Raw genomic sequence first — 18,267 nt, forward strand, 5'->3', positions numbered from 1 at the left:
TGAAGTATAAGCTACGTAGTATCAGTTCTCGCGCGGACAGGTCGCGACCTGTCCTACAAATTATAACCCACCCCTGCCCCTCCGAGGAGGGGAATTTATACCTGCCCTCTTTTCCCTGTCATCTCGAGCAGCGCGAGAGATCTATCGTGAATCTTATTTAGATCTCTCCCAAAAGTCGAGATGACAGCAGGGGCAGCTATAGATTATTTTCTTTGCAACCGATTACACCCCTGTTGAGCAATGCTCGCAAGTTTCGAACTCGCGTTCTCACTTGTCCTCAAGGGGACAGTTTATACTTGTTGCATCGCTAAGGTAGCAGCTATCGACCTTATCCCAGCCTTTGGGTTGAGCGCCTTGTGGATGTTGCGGTGCCCGAAGGGCAGCCCGCAGCGGAGCGAGGAGCAGCTTCAGACACACCGCGCGATGCTCGAAGGCGAGGCCTTCCGGCCTTGAGGGAGCCAAAGCCAGAGCTGCAACGAGACATTTGTGAAACCTGGAGGATGAACGGAAGCTAGCAAGGATAGCTTGTTCCCAGCTGCGGGAAGCAGGGGCTATGAAAGTATAAAAAGGCACAAGCGGACGCTTGCGCCAGAGACTACTCCCTCCCAGCTATACCACCGCCAAGGCAGCTTCCAACTCGGCAATAAGCTCCTCCGGCTCCTCAATCCCTGTTGAAAAACGAATCACGCCTACCGTTATACCTAGTTTCTGCTGTTGCTCAGGCGTTAGCGAGCGGTGCGAGGTTCCTAAGGGGTGCGAAATAGATGTGTTCACGCCCGCCAGCGACGGAGCGAAAGGTATGGTTGGCAGCGCCTGCATAAAACGGTTTACGGCCTCTGCCTCGTCTTTAATCTGGAAACTGAGCATGCCACCGAACAGCCCCTGCCCCTGCTGTTTGGCCAGTTCGTGCTGCGGGTGCTCTTCCAACCCCGGATACCATACTTTCTCCACTTTCGGGTGTTGCTGCAGGTACCGGGCAACCTGCAGGCCGTTGCTGCTGTGCTGCTTCATGCGCAGGCGTAGCGTCTTCAGCCCGCGGGCGGCCAGCCAGCCTTCGAACGGACTCAGATTAAGGCCATACACCATCATGACCTTCTGCACGCGCTGCAGCACCTCCTGCGCCCGGCATATCACGACACCCGCTGTTACATCGCTGTGCCCCGAGAGATACTTGGTAACACTATGGATTACAATGTCAGCGCCTAAAGTAAGCGGTTTGGTAAGTATAGGTGAGGCAAACGTGTTGTCAATGACAAGTTTTATACTTTGGCGGCTCGTTTCCTGGGCTAGCCTGGTAATGTTGAGCACCTGCAGCAAGGGGTTGCTCATGGTTTCGGCCAGCATCAGGCGCGTGTTTGGCTGCACGTAGCTGTCTAAAGTATAGGTATCGGCAGTAGGCACAAAGCCCACCTCTATGCCTACCCGCGTTAGCTCCTGCGTCAGCAGTGCCGACGAGCCACCGTATATCTCCTCCGCGCACAGCACATGGTCGCCGGCCTGGCAAACGGCAAGTATAGCCGCCAGTATCGCCGACATACCTGAAGAGGTAACCACTGCTCCCACGCCGCTTTCCAGTTTGTTCACCTCCTGCGCCAGCTCATCCGTGTTGGGATTGCCGTAGCGGGTGTACATGTAGCTTTGCCCCGGCTGCCCAAAGTATAACTCCAGCTCGTTCAGGTCATCAAAAGTAAAAACAGAAGTCTGGTAAATCGGGGTGGTTTTCGGGTGGATGTTCGGCATGGGTAAAAGTATAAGTATGGCTAAATGTAAGGATGAATTTTTATATTGTAAAGGTATAGCGGGAGGTAGGTGTTTAATTTTATACTTGTAGATCAAGTATAAACTCTTTATTCAACGTGGATAAGCATAGGTTTAATGCTATGTTCTAGTTATCCTTAACCTACGGAAGTGTATATTTTGCGGATAACAAGAATCAGGAGACAATATGATTGGTGAAACAGGAATACGTTTAATCGGGAGTATAATCAGCTTAAGAATTATATTCAGCATAGTATTCCTTATTTCACTCTCATCATGCTCTAAAAAGGTCCGATTCAACAAGTTTGAACATTCGCTTCTTGAGGTGTATAATGAAGGTGATACTCTGGTATTTCAATCAAATAAAGGTGAACTCGACACAGTGTATATTGTAGATAAAGATATTGGCCATGCTCGATGGAACCCACTTGTGCATTCAGGTATATTCAGACCGCTAAGTGGTAAGGTATATTCTGCAAGGGAAAGACTCCCAAATGGACAACTGGACACAAGGCAGTTTATTAGCTTATACAAGGATGAGCCTGATTCAACATCTCTTTATATATTCTTCGATGATATCTTTTTAAGTATAAAATTTAAAAATAATCCCTCTGTATTGATGAGTATCCTGCAGGATAGTACATACAAGTTTCAGGAACCTGTAAGTAACAACGATTCAAATAATCAAGAAGTTATTTATTGGCACGTTAAGCATGGTGTAGTCAAATACACCACTAAGGAAGGAACAAGTTGGATTTGTATTAGTTGCCCCGCATCCGATAGGTAATACTTCTTCTATTATAGAACAGAAATAGGTTCAACAAAAATAAGTTAAGTCAATATGGTTCAGCCTTGATAGCTACTCCTAGAGCATGCCTTAATTTGCTTGGCTGTCTTTGAATGCAGAAATATACTAATGAATGAAGTATACTATAAATTTTGTGAATGGTAATAGGCTGGTAACTATCGGATTTATAGGTGTAGTCCTTTCCTTTGCCCTCCCGCCCTACCTTCATATTACTTTCAACACCGAGGATACATTGATGATTGGACTTATTCCATCAATGCTAGTTATCTCGTGCCTTTTGGCCTACTTCTCTTCGAAGCGTAGCCAATACTTCTTGGTTAACGATGACGGCCTCTACACAAGTAAACATGGTTTGATAAAATGGGGTGAAGTCCGAGGTCTGGAACTTAAGGACGGAGCCGGGACAGAGGTTTTGATAATCAGGTTTAAGCTTAGAGGTAGAATAGTTATTCCGAGCAAAATTGACGATAGCCTTAATAGACAAACTTTTGTAGCGTTTAGGGAGGATGTAGCAAGTCACATTTCAAGAGCAACTGCTGCTGCAGAAACTAAAACCATTCAACACTCTTACGCCTATAGTGGGAAGGGTTATAGAGTATTTGGCTATATACTGTTACTTGCTCTCTTCCTGCTTACTCCCTATGTGTTCTATTTATTGGTAACTGAAGGAATGACAGCTAAAAAAATGGTGTCTGTGCTTGTCGTTTATACCTTGACTCTTCCTATGCTTGGCAGAATATTCAGAGATGAAATAGTTGGAAGAATGAGGTAGGTTGAGGGGGTTTGTATAGCATTTATACTTCGATAAGCTTCCCTCATCGGCTGCATCACCCCAATAGTAGATCTTAGAGCCAGATACCATCATCCCCACGCACCTAAAGAAATACCTATGGCAAAAAATAAGACGACCGTAACTGAGAACAGTGTCTTTGATTTTATCAACTCCTTCGTGGACGACGAACAGAAGAAAGCCGATAGTTTACGCCTGATTGAATTGATGCAGGAATGGTCAGGGTTTGATCCCAAAATGTGGGGACCGTCAATTATTGGATTCGGCAGCTATCACTACAAGTATGCCAGCGGACACGAGGGGGATGCTCCTCTGATAGGTTTCTCGCCCCGGAAAGCAGCCTTCTCGCTTTACGTTTACACTCCAGGCGAGGAAAGCGAAAACCTGTTGGCAGCCTTAGGCAAGTATAAAATGGGGAAATCATGCATCTATGTTAAAAAGCTCTCAGACATCCACCTCCCGACCCTGGAGAAACTCTGCAGGGCAACATTTGCCTACCTGAAGGAGCATCCTGAATGTACCTGTTGAATATAATGCGGCACATGGCGGAATGCGCTTTGCTAAAAAGTATAAGTATAGCTTAAGGGTGAATTTTTATACTCTAAAGCTCCCTTCCCCACACAGACATGAAAACTGCTATAATATTTGGCTTTATTGCTCTGATTCTACCTATTGCCTTTATCGCGATTGGGTATTACCTGGACTATAAGCATGATAAGAAAGGCTTCCTAAAAGATGCTAAAAGCATCTTGACAGGTATTCTTGCACTTAGTGCGTCATATTTTCTGTTCACTGTAGCTGAAGCTGGCTTAACTTCACTGTTTCCTATTAACAGCAATTATGGCAAAAGCTACAATGATTTTCGTTTAGCAAGAGGTATTCCTGTAATAGAAAGCAGTTGGAAAGTATGGCCTTTTGCCGGTAATAACTTTGAAGAGTGGTGGGCTGATACTTTAAACACAGATGCAGATATTCATACTTTCAAGGTCATCAAGTATAGTCTATGGGGACCTGTTACGGAGAAAGATTATTTTGAAAAGGAAGAGACAGGATTCAGACTCGAGACAATTTATAACTATAGCAATGGTAGTCTCATTTACTTAAAGATCTCCCCAAAAAGTGACTCTTTAATTCACTTCACAGGAAAAACAACTCCTGATCCCCAGGCAGAAAAAATTCGGACAATCTCTCAAGAAGATTTCAGAAGTATACTAAATGAGTGGACAGCTAAATAACAACCACTTCTAAAAACACCAAGGCCTCCTGCTCACGAAGAACAGGAGGCCTTGTTTATACTTTGTTACGGGCTGCTACTCTGTTACAGACTCAGCCAGTACAATAATCTTGTTGTTGAGCACTTCTACCACACCACCGTCCACGGTAAAGAACTCCTGCCCTTTGTTGGTAGTGATACGGATGCTTCCTTTGTCGAGGGTGCTGATGAGCGGGGCGTGCATGTCCAGCACCTCGAAAGAGCCATTGCTTCCCGGGAACTGAGCGGCCTCTACCTCACCGGCGTAAACCTTCTTGTCAGGTGTGATTATCTCTAAATACATTTTTTTTAGTTAAGAGTTTAGAGTTAAGAGTTATGAGTTATTGTGGCAGAACCAACTTTTAACTCTTAACTCTTAACTTTTAACTATAAAACCTATTTTGCTTCGGCCAGCATTTTCTCGCCTTTCGCCATAGCGTCTTCAATGGTACCTACCAGGTTGAAGGCTGACTCAGGAAGGTGATCGTGCTTGCCGTCCATAATCTCGTTAAAGCCACGGATGGTGTCTTTGATGTCTACCAGTACACCTTTCAGGCCTGTAAACTGCTCGGCTACGTGGAATGGCTGAGACAGGAAACGCTGCACACGGCGCGCTCTGTGTACCACCAATTTATCCTCGTCAGACAGTTCGTCCATACCCAAGATAGCGATAATGTCCTGAAGCTCTTTGTAGCGCTGCAGCAGCTCTTTCACGCGCTGTGCGGTGTTGTAGTGCTCCTCGCCTACCACGTCTGGCGTCAGGATGCGGGAAGTAGAATCCAGCGGGTCCACGGCTGGGTAGATACCAAGCTCGGAGATCTTACGGGAAAGTACTGTCGTCGCGTCCAGGTGGGCAAACGTTGTAGCCGGGGCCGGGTCAGTCAAGTCGTCCGCTGGTACGTAAACGGCCTGTACTGATGTAATGGAACCACGCTTGGTAGAAGTAATACGTTCCTGCATGGCACCCATCTCAGTGGCCAGCGTTGGCTGGTAACCTACCGCAGATGGCATACGTCCCAGAAGGGCTGACACCTCAGAGCCTGCCTGCGTAAAGCGGAAGATGTTATCCACGAAGAACAGGATGTCACGGCCGGCGTCGCTTGAGCCTGGCTCACCATCGCGGTAATACTCCGCCATTGTCAGACCGGAAAGGGCCACACGGGCACGTGCCCCTGGCGGCTCGTTCATCTGTCCGAACACGAAGGTTGCCTTTGACTCTTTCAGCTCGTCGAGGTCTACTTTAGAAAGATCCCAGCCGCCGTGCTCCAGCGACTCCAGGAACTCCTTGCCGTAACGCACGATACCAGCTTCGATCATCTCGCGCAGCAGGTCGTTACCCTCACGCGTACGCTCGCCCACACCGGCAAATACAGAAAGACCACCGTGTGCTTTCGCGATGTTGTTGATCAGCTCCTGGATCAATACGGTTTTACCTACACCGGCACCACCGAAAAGACCGATTTTACCACCTTTTGCGTAAGGCTCGATCAGGTCGATTACTTTGATACCTGTATAAAGAACTTCAGAAGAAGTAGCCAGGTCTTCGAAGCGAGGGGCCGCTCTGTGGATTGGCAGACCACCTGTGCTTACAGGCTGCTGGATGCCGTCAATGGCCTCGCCGATTACGTTGAAAAGGCGGCCTTTGATGCCTTCGCCTGTCGGCATTTTGATTGGGCCTTCCAAGTCAACAACTTCAGCTCCACGGGTAAGACCTTCGGTAGAGTCCATCGCAATGGTACGTACGCGGTCTTCGCCAAGGTGCGTCTGACACTCCAGCACAATTACCTGGCCGTTGTCTTTCGTCACTTGTAGGGCATCCAAAATATTTGGTAGTTTTGAGTTTTCACCCGCAAAGCTAACGTCCACAACCGGACCGATAACCTGGGTAATTCTGCCAATATTCGCCATCTGACTTTTTATATTGATTAACTTTTTATAACGGAGTTATTTCAGGGTGCAAAACTAATGTATAAATCTCTTATATCCATGCAAGCACCTGAAAACTTTTGCACTGGCTGCCCGGGTCTCTCAGAAAGGCACTATACAGAAAAGCCGGGTAGCATCTAAGATCGGGCACTCCCTTGTTATTGTACAACAAGCGGCTTGTCAGAGCTCAACGCGCACCACCCAACTTCCAACTTCGTTTATCTTGAAATTGATCACGCGCTCATAAATAACGGTGTTCATTTTGTTGGGAGACTTGAACCGCACGGTTCCCTCGAAGGGCAGCACGAAGTTCTCAAAAATAATGCGGGAACCATCGCTTATCTGGCTGCCGCTGCTGCCTATCATCTGCAGATCCTGGGGGTTGCGGATGGGAAGGCCGCTATCCATGATCACCAACTCGGCGAGGTAGCCCTCCGGGCTGCGCTGTGTGAGAGATGCCCTTGCCACATTGCGCGTGGAGGTAATGGCCGCGGCGGCTGGCACACGCTCACTTTTAGATCTGATTTTCTTTTTCCTCTCCTTTGCGGTTTGTGTTTGGCTGGAATTGGAGGCTTGCTCCTGTGCTACGACGGACACGTGCTCCACAATGGCTTCAGATGGACCGGAAGCCAGGCCTGCGGCACTGCACAGGCTGATTAAAAGTATAGAACGCAACATGGCACACTGTTTTATAAAACAGACCAATGTACCACTTACTTAGCTGATAATGAAGCTATAGCTTCATTATTTCAGTGCCTTCACTTATAAATTTTTCAGCATCTCGATCTGCTCGTCGTTGAGCAGGATATACCTGTTGTTAAACGGGTTGGCGTAGAACTTCTCCGCAATAATATACTCCCCCGTTTTCAGCTTATGGATGTTGTAGCTGAACAGGCTGTTAGAACGCTCTATCACCAGTTCAGTACTACTTAGATCGAGCTCTCGTCCACAAGTAGTTGTAATCATGTCAGGGTTAATGGTAGTCATAAGCTGAAGCATAGAATAACAGTTAATGCGAATATCTCTACGCATAAAACCTGCCTGGGTGTCACTCTATTTAAATAAAATAATATATATCAAAAGCCTAACTATAAAATCCAACTATAGCTTTCTCGCGTCTTATACTTTCTTACAAGTATATAAGCAGAATTCGCTTGCTCTAGCAATAACAGTACAGAAATGGCGCCCTACTATTTTCTATGTTAGTATAGGCAAAAGGCGTCTTCTTCAGGATTGACGCAGGAAAGTTTACAGAAATAACTACAGCTCTGCGGAAAAGTTTTACTGCCCCTGTGAAGCAGCTGGTTTATGCATGAGCTCTTTAAAATAAGGCAATGAATCTCACGAAATTAGGCGGGCAAAAAGGCCTGGGTCAGCCCGCAAAAGAAGCGCTTTCAGGTTGTGTTACGGGGCTAAAAAAACACCATGATAGGGCCCTGAAGCAGATTTAGGCGGAAAAATTTCTAAAAATTTTGAGGCAATTGTTTGCAGTTTAAAATCGTCTCTCTATCTTTGCATCACCAAACGACAAAAGAACAACAGTTCTGAAGTCAAACAGGGAGATTGTCCGATGGTGTAACTGGCAACACGTCTGATTTTGGTTCAGAAGAGTCCAGGTTCGATCCCTGGTCGGACAACTTAAAAAGAACAACACTCAAACCGGGTGTTGTTCTTTTTTTATGCTTATAAGGCAGCTGTAACTGGTTAAAAATCAGAAATATTTAATGCCTACCATCAGGATTTTTGGTAGCTTTGCGGGCATAATCAACTAAACCCAATACAACCGTTATTTTAGTTTTAGCACCATTATGCCACAAGTAAAAATCTTCTCTGGTTCAGAATCCCGTTACCTGGCTGAGAAAATAGCTGCCTCTTATGGCACTCCACTCGGCGACCTGACCATCTCCCGCTTTATCGACGGGGAAATAGGCGTGCATTACAATGAGTCAGTGCGTGGCGCAGAGGTGTTTATCGTACTTTCTACGTTTCCGCCTGCTGATAACCTGATGGAGCTGATGCTGCTGGTGGACGCCGCTAAGCGCGCCTCGGCCCATAAAGTGATTGTGGTGATGCCATACTATGGCTACGCCCGCCAGGACAGGAAAGACAAGCCGCGCGTGTCGATAGGCGCTAAAGTGGTGGCGAATGCTATCCAGTCTGTGGGTGCCGACCGCCTAATGACCTGCGACCTGCATGCAGGCCAGATCCAGGGCTTCTTCGACATCCCGGTAGACCACCTGGATGGTTCGGCCATCTTTGTGCCTTACCTGCGCAGCCTGAACCTGGGCAACGACCTGATCTTCGCTTCGCCTGACGTGGGCGGGGTGGTAAGAACAAGAGCCTTTGCCAAGAACTTTGGCGCTGAAATGGTTGTTTGCGACAAACACCGCAAACGCGCTAACGAGATCGCCTCGATGCAGGTGATCGGCGACGTGGAGGGCATGGACGTGGTGCTGGTAGACGATATGGTGGATACGGCCGGAACTATAACCAAGGCAGCCGAGCTGCTGAAGGACAAGGGAGCCAAAACCGTTCGCGCCATTGCCACACACCCGATACTTTCAGGCCCTGCCTACGAGCGTATCGAGAACTCGGTGCTGGAAGAACTGGTGGTGTCGGACACGATTCCGCTGAAGCAGCAGAGCTCCAAGATCAGAGTGCTCTCTTTTGCAGACCTGTTCGCAAGGGCGATTAACAACGTGGTAACGCACGAGTCGATCAGCTCACTATTTATTTAGTTGTTCGTTACTTGTTATCCGTTATTCGACTTCAGAATACGATAAACGATTAACTGACAACCATTAACTAAAACAAGGCTATACTTTTGTAGCGATATATTTTAACAAAACAATTTTATGAAAACGTTAGAGATTATAGGGTTTAAAAGAGCAAATCTCGGCAAGCAGCAATCCAAAGAACTGCGCAATGAGTCTTATGTACCAGGCGTGCTGTATGGCGGCAAGGAGCAAGTGCACTTCTACACTCCTGCCATCATGTTCCGCGAACTGATCTACACACCAGAGGTACACGAGGTAGACCTGAACATTGAGGGTACTCACTACCGCGCTATCCTTCAGGACGCTCAGTTCCACCCAGTGAACGAGATGCTGCTGCACGTTGACCTTCTGGAGCTGCAGGACGACAAAGAAGTAAAAATCGATGTACCTGTTAAGTTTGTTGGTGTTTCTCCTGGCGTACTGTCAGGTGGTAAGCTGGTAACCAAGCTGCGTTCTATCAAGATTAAGGCGCTTCCTGCTAACCTGCCAGACTACGTAGAGGTAAACATCTCTGACCTGGAGCTTGGTAAGTCTATCAAGGTTTCTAAAATCCAGCCGGAGAACTACGAAATCCTGACAAACCCGAACGCCCCTATCGCTACAGTAACGATTCCGCGTGCCCTTAAGAGTGCACAGGCTGAGGAAGCTCGTGGCAAGAAGTAATTTTTTGAGCCACAGCTCAGAATATTCTCAAAAGTCCTGTCCTGCGCCATGTGGGGCAGGACTTTTTGTTAAAGTATATTGTTGAATGGCTAAATTGCCATCTAAATTGTTGGTTGTCGGTTGCTGATTGTAAAATTCTACAGACTCCAAGCTCTTGTCGCTCTTAGCGCAACGGATTTGTACAGCAGCATTTTTTTGAACGACTTCTAAACATTAAACCATCAGCAATCAAGAACTTGAGCAATTCAACCTTTCAAAGTATAAAAAAGTGGCTGGGCTTCTTCCCTGCAGCACCCGCCACCGCTGAAGATACAAGTATGAAATACCTGATTGTGGGCCTCGGTAACATCGGCCCGGAGTATGCAGAAACGCGCCACAACATTGGCTTTATGGTGCTGGACTACCTGGCCAAAAAACATGAGGCCAGCTTCGACTCGGGGCGCCATGCCTTTGTAACGGAGATTAAGACCAAGGGCCGCACCTTTGTACTGGTAAAGCCAACCACTTACATGAACCTGAGCGGGAAAGCAGTTGGCCACTGGCTAAACTCCCTGAAGCTGCCGGTAGACCAGATGATGGTGATTACCGATGACATTGCCCTGCCTTTCGGGAAGATGCGCATACGTGCCAAAGGCAGTGCCGGCGGGCACAACGGCCTGAAGCACATCGAGCAAACGCTGGGGCACAACAACTACCCGCGCCTGCGCTTCGGTGTCGGCGACTCCTTCCACAAAGGCAAGCAGGTAGACTATGTGCTGAGTAAGTTCGGTGAGGACGAGCAGCCGGAACTACAGACGCTGATTGAAAAAGCTGCGGAGTCGGTGGTCTCCTTCGGTACCATCGGGCTGGAGCGTACGATGAACCACTTTAATACCAAGTAAGCATTGGGGAGCGGAGCATCATAACTGCGTGTGTTGTGTTTAGCTGCCGCTTTTAATGTTTAATGAAGCACCTCAAAAGCCCCTCCTGGTTTATACCAGCGAGGGGCTTATACTTTTAGGTGAGCAGCAACAATAATATCCTCCCGAACGCATACATTTGCCTTTCCCCCATACTTTGGGTCCACTGCCATGAAAAGAGTTCTCCTCCTTTACCGCAACGCCTTTGGCGGCCTCTCCCGCCCTGCCTGGATGCTCTCGCTCATCATGTTCATCAACAGGAGCGGCGCCATGGTAATACCTTTCTTAGGGGTTTACCTTACAGAGTCGCTTGGTTATACTTTAAAGGAGGCCGGCATTATACTTAGCATTTACGGGCTTGGCGCCGTGAGCGGCTCGTTTCTGGGGGGCTGGCTAACGGATAGGGTCGGGCATTTTAAGGTGCAGCTGTTCAGTCTCACTGTCGGGGGCAGTTTATACTTCATGTTCCTGTTTCTGGAGGAGTTCCAGTACATCGCCGCGGGCGTGTTTATACTTAGCCTGGTAAACGACATGCTTCGCCCGGCCAACTCCGCCTCTATTGCACACTACGCCAGGCCCGAGAACGTAACCAGGGCTTTTTCCTTAAACCGAATGGCCCTGAACCTGGGTTTCTCCATCGGCCCGGCCATTGGCGGCCTGGTGGCAGCCATTTCTTACAAATATCTTTTTATCGGCGATGGCGTTGCCTCCATGATGGCAGGCCTGTTCTTCTTTATCTACTTCCGGAAGCGGCAGGGGCACAAACCGCAAAAGGCGGCGGCATCTGCGGCGGCCAATACGGAAAAGGTGCGCTCGCCTTACACCGATGGTATGTACTTGGTTTTCATACTCCTTAACTGCGGTTTCGCCATCCTGTTTTTCCAGTTGCTCTCCACGCTGCCCTTGTACTACCGCCAGGTGTATGTGCTGCCGGAAGCGCGCATCGGCACGTTGCTGGCCCTGAACGGGTTCATCGTTTTCCTGTTCGAGATGATCCTGGTGTACCTGCTGGGCGATAAAATAAAGAAAGCATGGCTGATTCCGGCGGGGGTGCTGGTGCTGGGCTCGTCTTTCGTGGTCCTGAACCTGGGGCACCATACTTCCCTGCTCTACATGGCCATGGTGCTGCTTAGCTTCTCGGAGATTCTGGTGATGCCTTTTATGGCTACTATTTCGGTGGAGCGCTCCAACGACCGAAACCGCGGCTCTTACCTGGGGCTCTATACTATATCTTATGCAGCAGCGCACGTGGTTGCCCCTTACCTGGGCACTACCATTGCCTCCCGGTATAGCTTCGATACGCTTTGGTGGATACTAAGCGTGTTTGCCATAGCGGTAAGTATAGGCTTATACTTTGTAGTACAGCACATAGAGCGGGAGCGACTAAGCGGGAAAGCTAAAATAGCCGCAAGCGAAAAAGGCGTGACGGTGGGCTAACCTTCTATCTAAGCTGGTTATACTTTTGGAGCGTGCGGCGCCACTACCCGCGCTGTGACCGCGGCACGTTAGGGGAGTTCATTTTCTCCAGCAGCCTCTGGTAGCGCGGGTCCGCCCGGACGGCATCGGAAACCCAGTGCTCGTGCCTGAGCGAGACCAGCAGGGGATCGTGTTCGCGGTAGCCTCTCTCAAAGTAATGGAAAGCCTCATCCAGGCTGTCGTTCACCCAGCCGGCCGCAATCCCGATCACGGTGCACACAATGTACTCCTTCTCGGCCCGCTCTTTGAGGTTGCTCAGTTCCAGGCGTGCGCGCTCCAGGTCTCCCATTTTGCTCAGTGTCATCACCAGGGCCCCGTGCACGAAGTTATGCCTGTCCGAAAGTACCATCAGCCGCTCAAAACAGGCCAGCGCCTTCTCATACTGCTTCATGAACAGGTAAGAGTAGCCCTCATAGAGCAGGCACAGGAAGGAACTGCCATCCAGTTCCAGCCCCGTTCTACAGGCTTCGAGCGCCTCTTCGAACTTGCCGGCCGTGTGCAGAATCTGGGCATAGATACCGAAGCAGATGGCGCTAAGCGGCTCCAACTTGATGGCCTTCCGACCATGCTCCTCCGCTTTGGCGAAGTCCCCTTTTATCCAGGCCAGGTAATTCAGCCCGTAGCGGACGTGCGCCGGCGCGTAGCTTGGGTTGAGCTCCAACGACTTGAGGAAATGCCTCTCCGCCTCTGGTAAGTCCCAGACGTAGCAATAGTAGGACCCAAGGGCACAGTAGGTCTCGCAGAGCAGGGGGTTCAGCTTAAGGGCCATTTCGGCTGATCGCCTGGCTTTGAGCATCACCTTGTTGGGCGGTACCAGCCCGTAGAGGCCGGCCATGAGGTTGGCGTCGGCGTATTCGGCATGTGCCAGGGCAAAATCCGGGTCCAGTTTGATGGCCTGCTGCAGGTATGTTATACCTGTTAAGATGTAAGTGCCCCTCCTGTTGAGGTAGAACCTGCCTTTCAGGTATAGCTCATAGGCCTCTGAGTTATGGGTAGAGGTTTTGCGTAACTTGCTCTTGCCTTTTCCCAGCAGCGTCACCTTCATTTTCTCTGTTATTTCTGTCGCGATTTGGTCCTGCACCGCAAAAATGTCATGCATGTCCCCGTCGTAACGCTCCGACCAGATATGAAACCCATCCTCTACCTTTGTCAGCTGAACGGTGATGCGGAAGCGCTCGCCTTGCTTGCGCACGCTTCCCTCCAGCACTGTGCTCACGCCCAGCTTCTCGCCCACTTCCCGCAGGTCTACGTTATTCCTGTCGAACCTGAAGGAGGAGGTGCGGCCGGCCACTTTCAGGTCCTTCAGGTTCGACAGTGAGTTGATGATCTCCTCGGCAATGCCATCGCTGAAATACTGCTGTTCCGGGTCGTTGCTCATATTTACCAGGGGGAGCACGGCTATACTTTTGGGGGGCGGCCTTTTAGAGGTTCGCAGGGAAGCTTTCTTCTTTACTTCCGTCTTCCCGTTTAGGGAGTCTGGGGCTGGTCTCACCAAGCCTTCGTGGTCTAGGGCAAACACCTCCACTTTCCGCTCCACGTTCTTGAACTGATAAGCCCCCACAGAGTAGGTCTTGATATTCGGGTGGTTCAGGACTTCGTCCCGGATCTTGTCCGAGATCAGCACGCTGCCGGCCACGCCCAAAGACTCCACGCGGGAAGCCAGGTTCACCCCATCGCCAAAGAGCTGCTCCTCATCGAAAACCACGTCCCCCATGTGCAGGCCCATGCGCACCGGAACCTGCGGTACTTGCCGGTATGCCAGTTGCATGGCCAGGGCACACTCTACCGCATTCACAGCGCTCTGGAACATACTTAGCGCTCCGTCGCCATAGTACTGCACAATGCGGCCATTGTATTGCTGATGACAGCGCTGCAGCACCTCCCGGTGCCGGTTTTTAAGAGCCAATGCCTGCTGCTCATTCTGCTGCATGATAGCAGTGTACCCTTCGATATCGGTAAACATGATAGCGGCAAGTTGTCTTTTTTGGCTCATCTGTAAAGCGATTACATACTATTGGTATAATTCAGATTGATATTTTATACTTCATATTTACGTCAACAGAGATAAAATGAATGCTGCAGGATAGCACATTGTTTGCAATTCTGTCCAATGTTTTCTGCTGCGTCAGCTTGCTTTATAATAATCGAAAAAAGACCTGTCTGTCTGGTTGAAGGCAGACTTTAAGCCCTGAATATGACCAGCATGAATGTGGGTGCAAAGAAGAGCACCAGTACACTATAAAAACCTCGCCACCCGCTAAATATACTGGATCACACCTATGACCAAAGTGTCCGTATACATAAATTACCTAACAATCATTTATACTTAACTTATTCTATACTATTAGTGGCAGTTATGGACCCTGAGTGATTTTGAACAAGTACTAACCTAATGCCGTGCGACCATGATAGAGGATGATATTCTGGATAGGGCGAATGTCTTTGTGGGGCACCACCTCCCGATAGAGGGTACCAATGAGTCGGTGGGGTTTGACCTGCAGCACACCAAAAGCCTGGTTGCCGTGGCAGAGTCCATCAGCAGGTTCTGTGACTTCAATGAGCGCGACAACAGGCTGTTGCTGCTGGCGGCATGGCTCCACGACCTGTACTGCAATGAGGAGGGGGAACTGCTGGAAGAGCAAAAGATCCTGCCTGTTACCGAGTTCCTGGTGAGCTGCGGCCTTTCCAAAGCCGAGATATTGCGGATCTCGCAAAGTATAGCCGCCACACGCTATCCCCAACAGCCACGGGACCTGCTGGAGGAGGCGCTCTGCGATGCCGTTGCCAGTTTCCTGGCGGCAGACGACTACGTGACCAGGGCCGAGAAGAAAGCGGCGGACCCGAGCTCGAAGCTTAGCCAGTATGATTGGATGGACAGGCACATCGCCCTCCTGAAAAAGCATTATTACTTTACCAGGTACGCTAAGCGCGCTTTCTCCGGCGGCAAAGAGAGCAACCTGAAGCTGTTGAAGAAGAAGCGAAAGGAATTAAGTAAAGAAAATGCGGAACTGGAGACTTTGTGGGAGGAAAACAAAAGCCTGAAGAAGGACCTGCGCAAGGAGAAGGAGCAGAAAGTGAGCAAAGGGATAGAGACCATGTTCCGGACCACCATGGCCAGCCACCTGCAGCTGAGCGTGATTGCCGACAACAAGGCCAACATGCTCATTTCGGTGAATGCCATCATCGCCTCCATCATGATATCTTCCTTCTTCAGCAAGTTCCAGGACGTGCCGCACCTGCTTCTCCCCTCCATCCTGCTCACGGTAGTTTGCCTTGTCACCGTCATCCTGGCCATACGATCCACCCGCCCCAACATCAAGAACACCGTGATGCCCGACAACAAGATCGACTTTCTCTTCTTCGGAGACTTCGTGCAGCTGGACCCGGGCACATACAGGGATGGCATCCGCAACATCATGCGCGACCACAACCTGCTCTACAACAGCATGGCCGACAACATCTACCTGCAGGGGAAAGTGTTGTCCAGGAAATACCGCCTGCTCAAGCTAGCCTACACTGTTTTTGCGCTGGGTGTGGGGCTCGTGCTGGTCAGCTATGTGCTGGCATGGCTCTTCTTCAGCAATTCCTGAGCAGGGAGTTGAAGGTATAACCACGACGCCCTGTCTTAAAAGTATAAACCTCACCTGCCTGTAAAGCGGGTGAGGTTTATACTTTTAACGGCTATTTATACTTTAGCGGCAGTTTATACTTCGCCGGGTTATACTCTAGCTAACCGTGCCGCCATTCTTAATAGACTTGCTTGGCTGCACAAAAGCGAGCGAGCCGTCGGCGTTCTCGGCCATCAGGATCATGCCCTGGCTGGTGATGCCTTTGATCTCGCGCGGCGCCAGGTTTACAAGTATACTTACCTGCTGCCCAACGATCTCCTCCGGGTTAAAGAACTCCGCAATACCGCTCACCACCGTGCGCTGGTCAATGCCGGTGTCGATGGTTAGCTTCAGGAGCTTTTTGGTTTTGGCTACTTTTTCGGCGGCAAGTATGGTTCCAATGCGGATATCCATTTTAGAGAACTCGTCGAACGTGATGTCCTCTTTGGCAGGGGCTACAACAGCATTTGCCGCCTCGTTTGCCTTCTTCGTATCCAGCAGCTTCTGCACCTGCGCCTCTACCGCAGCGTCTTCTACCTTTTCGAACAGCAGTTCCGGTTTGCCAATTACGTGGCTTTCCTTCAGCAGATCGGCAGCGCCGGCATCAGCCCAACTGTTGCCAAAAGCCAGGTTCAGCATGCTGCGCAGCTTCGTGGCAGACTCCGGCAGGAACGGCTCCATCAGGATGGCGAGGCTTCCGGAAATCTGCAGCGCGATGTTCATGATCGTCTTCACCCGCTCCGCATCCGTCTTGATCAGCTTCCAGGGCTCGGTGTCGGCCAGGTACTTGTTACCCAGGCGCGCCAGGTTCATCAATTCGGCCAGGGCATCGCGGAAACGGTAGCGCTCTATGTAGGTGGCAATCACCATCGGCATGCCTTCCAGTACCTCCAGCACTTGCTTGTCGTAGTCAGTCAGCTCGCCACGTGCAGGCACGGCTCCCTCATAATACTTTTGAGTGAGCACCACGGCCCGGTTGATGAAGTTGCCAAGTATAGCCAGCAGCTCGTTGTTGTTGCGGGCTTGGTAGTCTTTCCAGGTAAAGTCGTTGTCTTTTGTCTCGGGCATGTTGGCGGCCAGTGCATAACGCAGCACGTCGCCTTTGCCCGGAAACGCCTCCAGGTACTCGTGCAGCCACACAGCCCAGTTGCGCGAAGTGGAGATCTTGTCCCCCTCCAGGTTCAGGAACTCGTTGGCCGGCACATTATCCGCCAGAATGTAGTCGCCGTGGGCCTTTAGCATGCTCGGGAAGATGATGCAGTGGAACACGATGTTGTCCTTGCCGATAAAGTGCACCAGCTTCGTCTCCTCGTCTTTCCAGTACTTCTCCCAATCATCGGTGAGCGCCTTGGTGGCCGAGATATAGCCAATCGGTGCATCGAACCACACGTACAGCACTTTGCCCTCGGCCCCTTCCACCGGCACCGGCACGCCCCAATCCAGGTCGCGGGTCACGGCGCGCGGCTGCAGGCCCTGGTCTATCCAGCTCTTGCACTGGCCGTACACGTTCGACTTCCAGTCGCCTTTGTGGCCCTCTACAATCCACTCACGCAGCCATGGCTCATACTCGTTCAGGGGCAGGTACCAGTGCTTTGTCTCGCGCATTACCGGCACAGCGCCGCTCAGGGTGCTTTTCGGGTTTATCAGGTCAGTCGCGTTCAGGGAAGTGCCACAGCTTTCGCACTGGTCGCCGTAGGCGTTCTCGTTGCCGCACTTGGGGCAGGTACCCACAATGTAGCGGTCGGCCAGGAACTGCTGGGCCTTCTCGTCGTAGTACTGCTGCGTGGTCTGCTCTATAAACTTGCCGTCGTTGTAGAGCTTCAGGAAGAAGTCGGCGGCTGTCTCGTGGTGTATTTTAGAGGAGGTGCGGTCGTAGATATCAAAGGAGATATTGAAATCGGCAAACGACTTCTTGATCAGCTCATGATACTTATCCACGGCCTGCTGCGGCGTAATGCCCTCTTTCTTGGCCCGGATCGTGATCGGCACACCGTGCTCGTCTGATCCACAGATAAATTTCACGTCGCGGTTCTGCAGGCGCAGGTAGCGCACATAGATATCAGCCGGCAGGTATACCCCGGCCAGGTGGCCGATGTGTACCGGGCCGTTGGCGTAAGGCAGCGCCGCTGTTACAGTATAGCGTTTGGGAGTAGTTGTTGTCATTTTTCGTCTTAAAAAAACAAATATACAAATACAGCGCGGAATGAATGGCCAAGCGACGGCAAACCCGCTGCAGGAAATACGGCTACGCCCCCGGGTTTTCCGTAAAACAGGGCAGGCAATGCACCCATACTATACTTTCAGGCGCTG

At 50.2% G+C, this 18,267-nt stretch carries 16 protein-coding genes and 1 tRNA gene; 10 read left to right on the plus strand and 7 right to left on the minus strand.

From position 1 onward, the window contains the following. Positions 1–609: 609 nt before the first annotated feature. A complete protein-coding gene (locus BM040_RS19410; RefSeq protein WP_092105067.1) occupies positions 610–1,740 on the minus strand; it encodes a trans-sulfuration enzyme family protein in 1,131 nt (376 codons plus the stop codon). 205 nt (positions 1,741–1,945) lie between these two features. Here BM040_RS19410 and BM040_RS19415 point away from each other — a divergent pair, with 205 nt between their 5' ends. The 4 genes from BM040_RS19415 to BM040_RS19430 all read left to right on the plus strand — a co-directional run bounded on the left by BM040_RS19415 (position 1,946) and on the right by BM040_RS19430 (position 4,591). Continuing rightward, positions 1,946–2,545 (plus strand): hypothetical protein, encoded by a 600-nt coding sequence (locus BM040_RS19415; RefSeq protein WP_092105069.1) that lies wholly within the window; start codon positions 1,946–1,948, stop codon positions 2,543–2,545. Positions 2,546–2,678: 133 nt separating this feature from the next. Continuing rightward, positions 2,679–3,338, plus strand: coding sequence for a hypothetical protein (locus BM040_RS19420; RefSeq protein WP_092105071.1), 660 nt, complete (start codon positions 2,679–2,681; stop codon positions 3,336–3,338). Between the two features lie 117 nt (positions 3,339–3,455). Beyond that, positions 3,456–3,884: a DUF1801 domain-containing protein gene (locus BM040_RS19425; protein WP_092105073.1), complete on the plus strand. Its 429-nt coding sequence runs from the start codon at positions 3,456–3,458 to the stop codon at positions 3,882–3,884. A 98-nt stretch (positions 3,885–3,982) separates the two neighbouring features. After that, positions 3,983–4,591 (plus strand): hypothetical protein, encoded by a 609-nt coding sequence (locus tag BM040_RS19430; RefSeq protein WP_092105075.1) that lies wholly within the window; start codon positions 3,983–3,985, stop codon positions 4,589–4,591. A gap of 75 nt (positions 4,592–4,666) precedes the next feature. Here the strand turns inward: BM040_RS19430 and atpC are convergent, their stop codons facing one another. The 4 genes from atpC to BM040_RS19450 all read right to left on the minus strand — a co-directional run bounded on the left by atpC (position 4,667) and on the right by BM040_RS19450 (position 7,533). Further along, complete coding sequence (gene atpC, locus BM040_RS19435) at positions 4,667–4,912, minus strand: ATP synthase F1 subunit epsilon (RefSeq protein ID WP_092105077.1); 246 nt, start codon at positions 4,910–4,912, stop codon at positions 4,667–4,669. Between the two features lie 92 nt (positions 4,913–5,004). After that, complete coding sequence (gene atpD, locus BM040_RS19440; RefSeq protein ID WP_092105079.1) at positions 5,005–6,516, minus strand: F0F1 ATP synthase subunit beta; 1,512 nt, start codon at positions 6,514–6,516, stop codon at positions 5,005–5,007. A 198-nt stretch (positions 6,517–6,714) separates the two neighbouring features. Beyond that, entirely contained in the window at positions 6,715–7,212 is a 498-nt protein-coding gene (locus BM040_RS19445; RefSeq protein WP_092105081.1) for a hypothetical protein, read from the minus strand. An 84-nt stretch (positions 7,213–7,296) separates the two neighbouring features. Further along, complete coding sequence (locus tag BM040_RS19450; protein WP_108211528.1) at positions 7,297–7,533, minus strand: hypothetical protein; 237 nt, start codon at positions 7,531–7,533, stop codon at positions 7,297–7,299. A 565-nt stretch (positions 7,534–8,098) separates the two neighbouring features. Here BM040_RS19450 and BM040_RS19455 point away from each other — a divergent pair. From BM040_RS19455 to BM040_RS19475, 5 genes are all read left to right on the plus strand, one after another. Then, positions 8,099–8,171, plus strand: a tRNA-Gln gene (locus BM040_RS19455). 171 nt (positions 8,172–8,342) lie between these two features. Then, complete coding sequence (locus BM040_RS19460) at positions 8,343–9,272, plus strand: ribose-phosphate pyrophosphokinase (RefSeq protein WP_092105085.1); 930 nt, start codon at positions 8,343–8,345, stop codon at positions 9,270–9,272. A gap of 117 nt (positions 9,273–9,389) precedes the next feature. Then, positions 9,390–9,974: a 50S ribosomal protein L25/general stress protein Ctc gene (locus BM040_RS19465; RefSeq protein WP_092105087.1), complete on the plus strand. Its 585-nt coding sequence runs from the start codon at positions 9,390–9,392 to the stop codon at positions 9,972–9,974. Between the two features lie 317 nt (positions 9,975–10,291). Then, positions 10,292–10,855, plus strand: a complete 564-nt coding sequence (gene pth / locus BM040_RS19470; protein WP_092105172.1) for an aminoacyl-tRNA hydrolase — start codon at positions 10,292–10,294, stop codon at positions 10,853–10,855. Between the two features lie 189 nt (positions 10,856–11,044). Then, the gene (locus tag BM040_RS19475) at positions 11,045–12,310 is read left to right on the plus strand and encodes an MFS transporter (protein WP_092105089.1); all 1,266 of its coding nucleotides are present in this window, start codon (positions 11,045–11,047) and stop codon (positions 12,308–12,310) included. 43 nt (positions 12,311–12,353) lie between these two features. On the opposite strand, the gene BM040_RS19480 is transcribed toward BM040_RS19475, so the two are convergent. Continuing rightward, positions 12,354–14,342 carry an adenylate/guanylate cyclase domain-containing protein gene (locus tag BM040_RS19480; protein ID WP_092105091.1) on the minus strand — a complete coding sequence of 663 codons (1,989 nt, stop codon included), beginning with the start codon at positions 14,340–14,342 and terminating at the stop codon, positions 12,354–12,356. A gap of 412 nt (positions 14,343–14,754) precedes the next feature. Between BM040_RS19480 and BM040_RS19485 the strand changes: the two genes are divergently transcribed. After that, complete coding sequence (locus tag BM040_RS19485) at positions 14,755–15,939, plus strand: Pycsar system effector family protein (RefSeq protein ID WP_092105093.1); 1,185 nt, start codon at positions 14,755–14,757, stop codon at positions 15,937–15,939. Between the two features lie 135 nt (positions 15,940–16,074). On the opposite strand, the gene metG is transcribed toward BM040_RS19485, so the two are convergent. Then, complete coding sequence (gene metG / locus BM040_RS19490; RefSeq protein WP_092105095.1) at positions 16,075–18,120, minus strand: methionine--tRNA ligase; 2,046 nt, start codon at positions 18,118–18,120, stop codon at positions 16,075–16,077. Between the last annotated feature and the right edge of the window lie 147 nt (positions 18,121–18,267).

The organism is Pontibacter chinhatensis (assembly GCF_900113285.1).
GTDB classification, from domain to species: domain Bacteria; phylum Bacteroidota; class Bacteroidia; order Cytophagales; family Hymenobacteraceae; genus Pontibacter; species Pontibacter chinhatensis.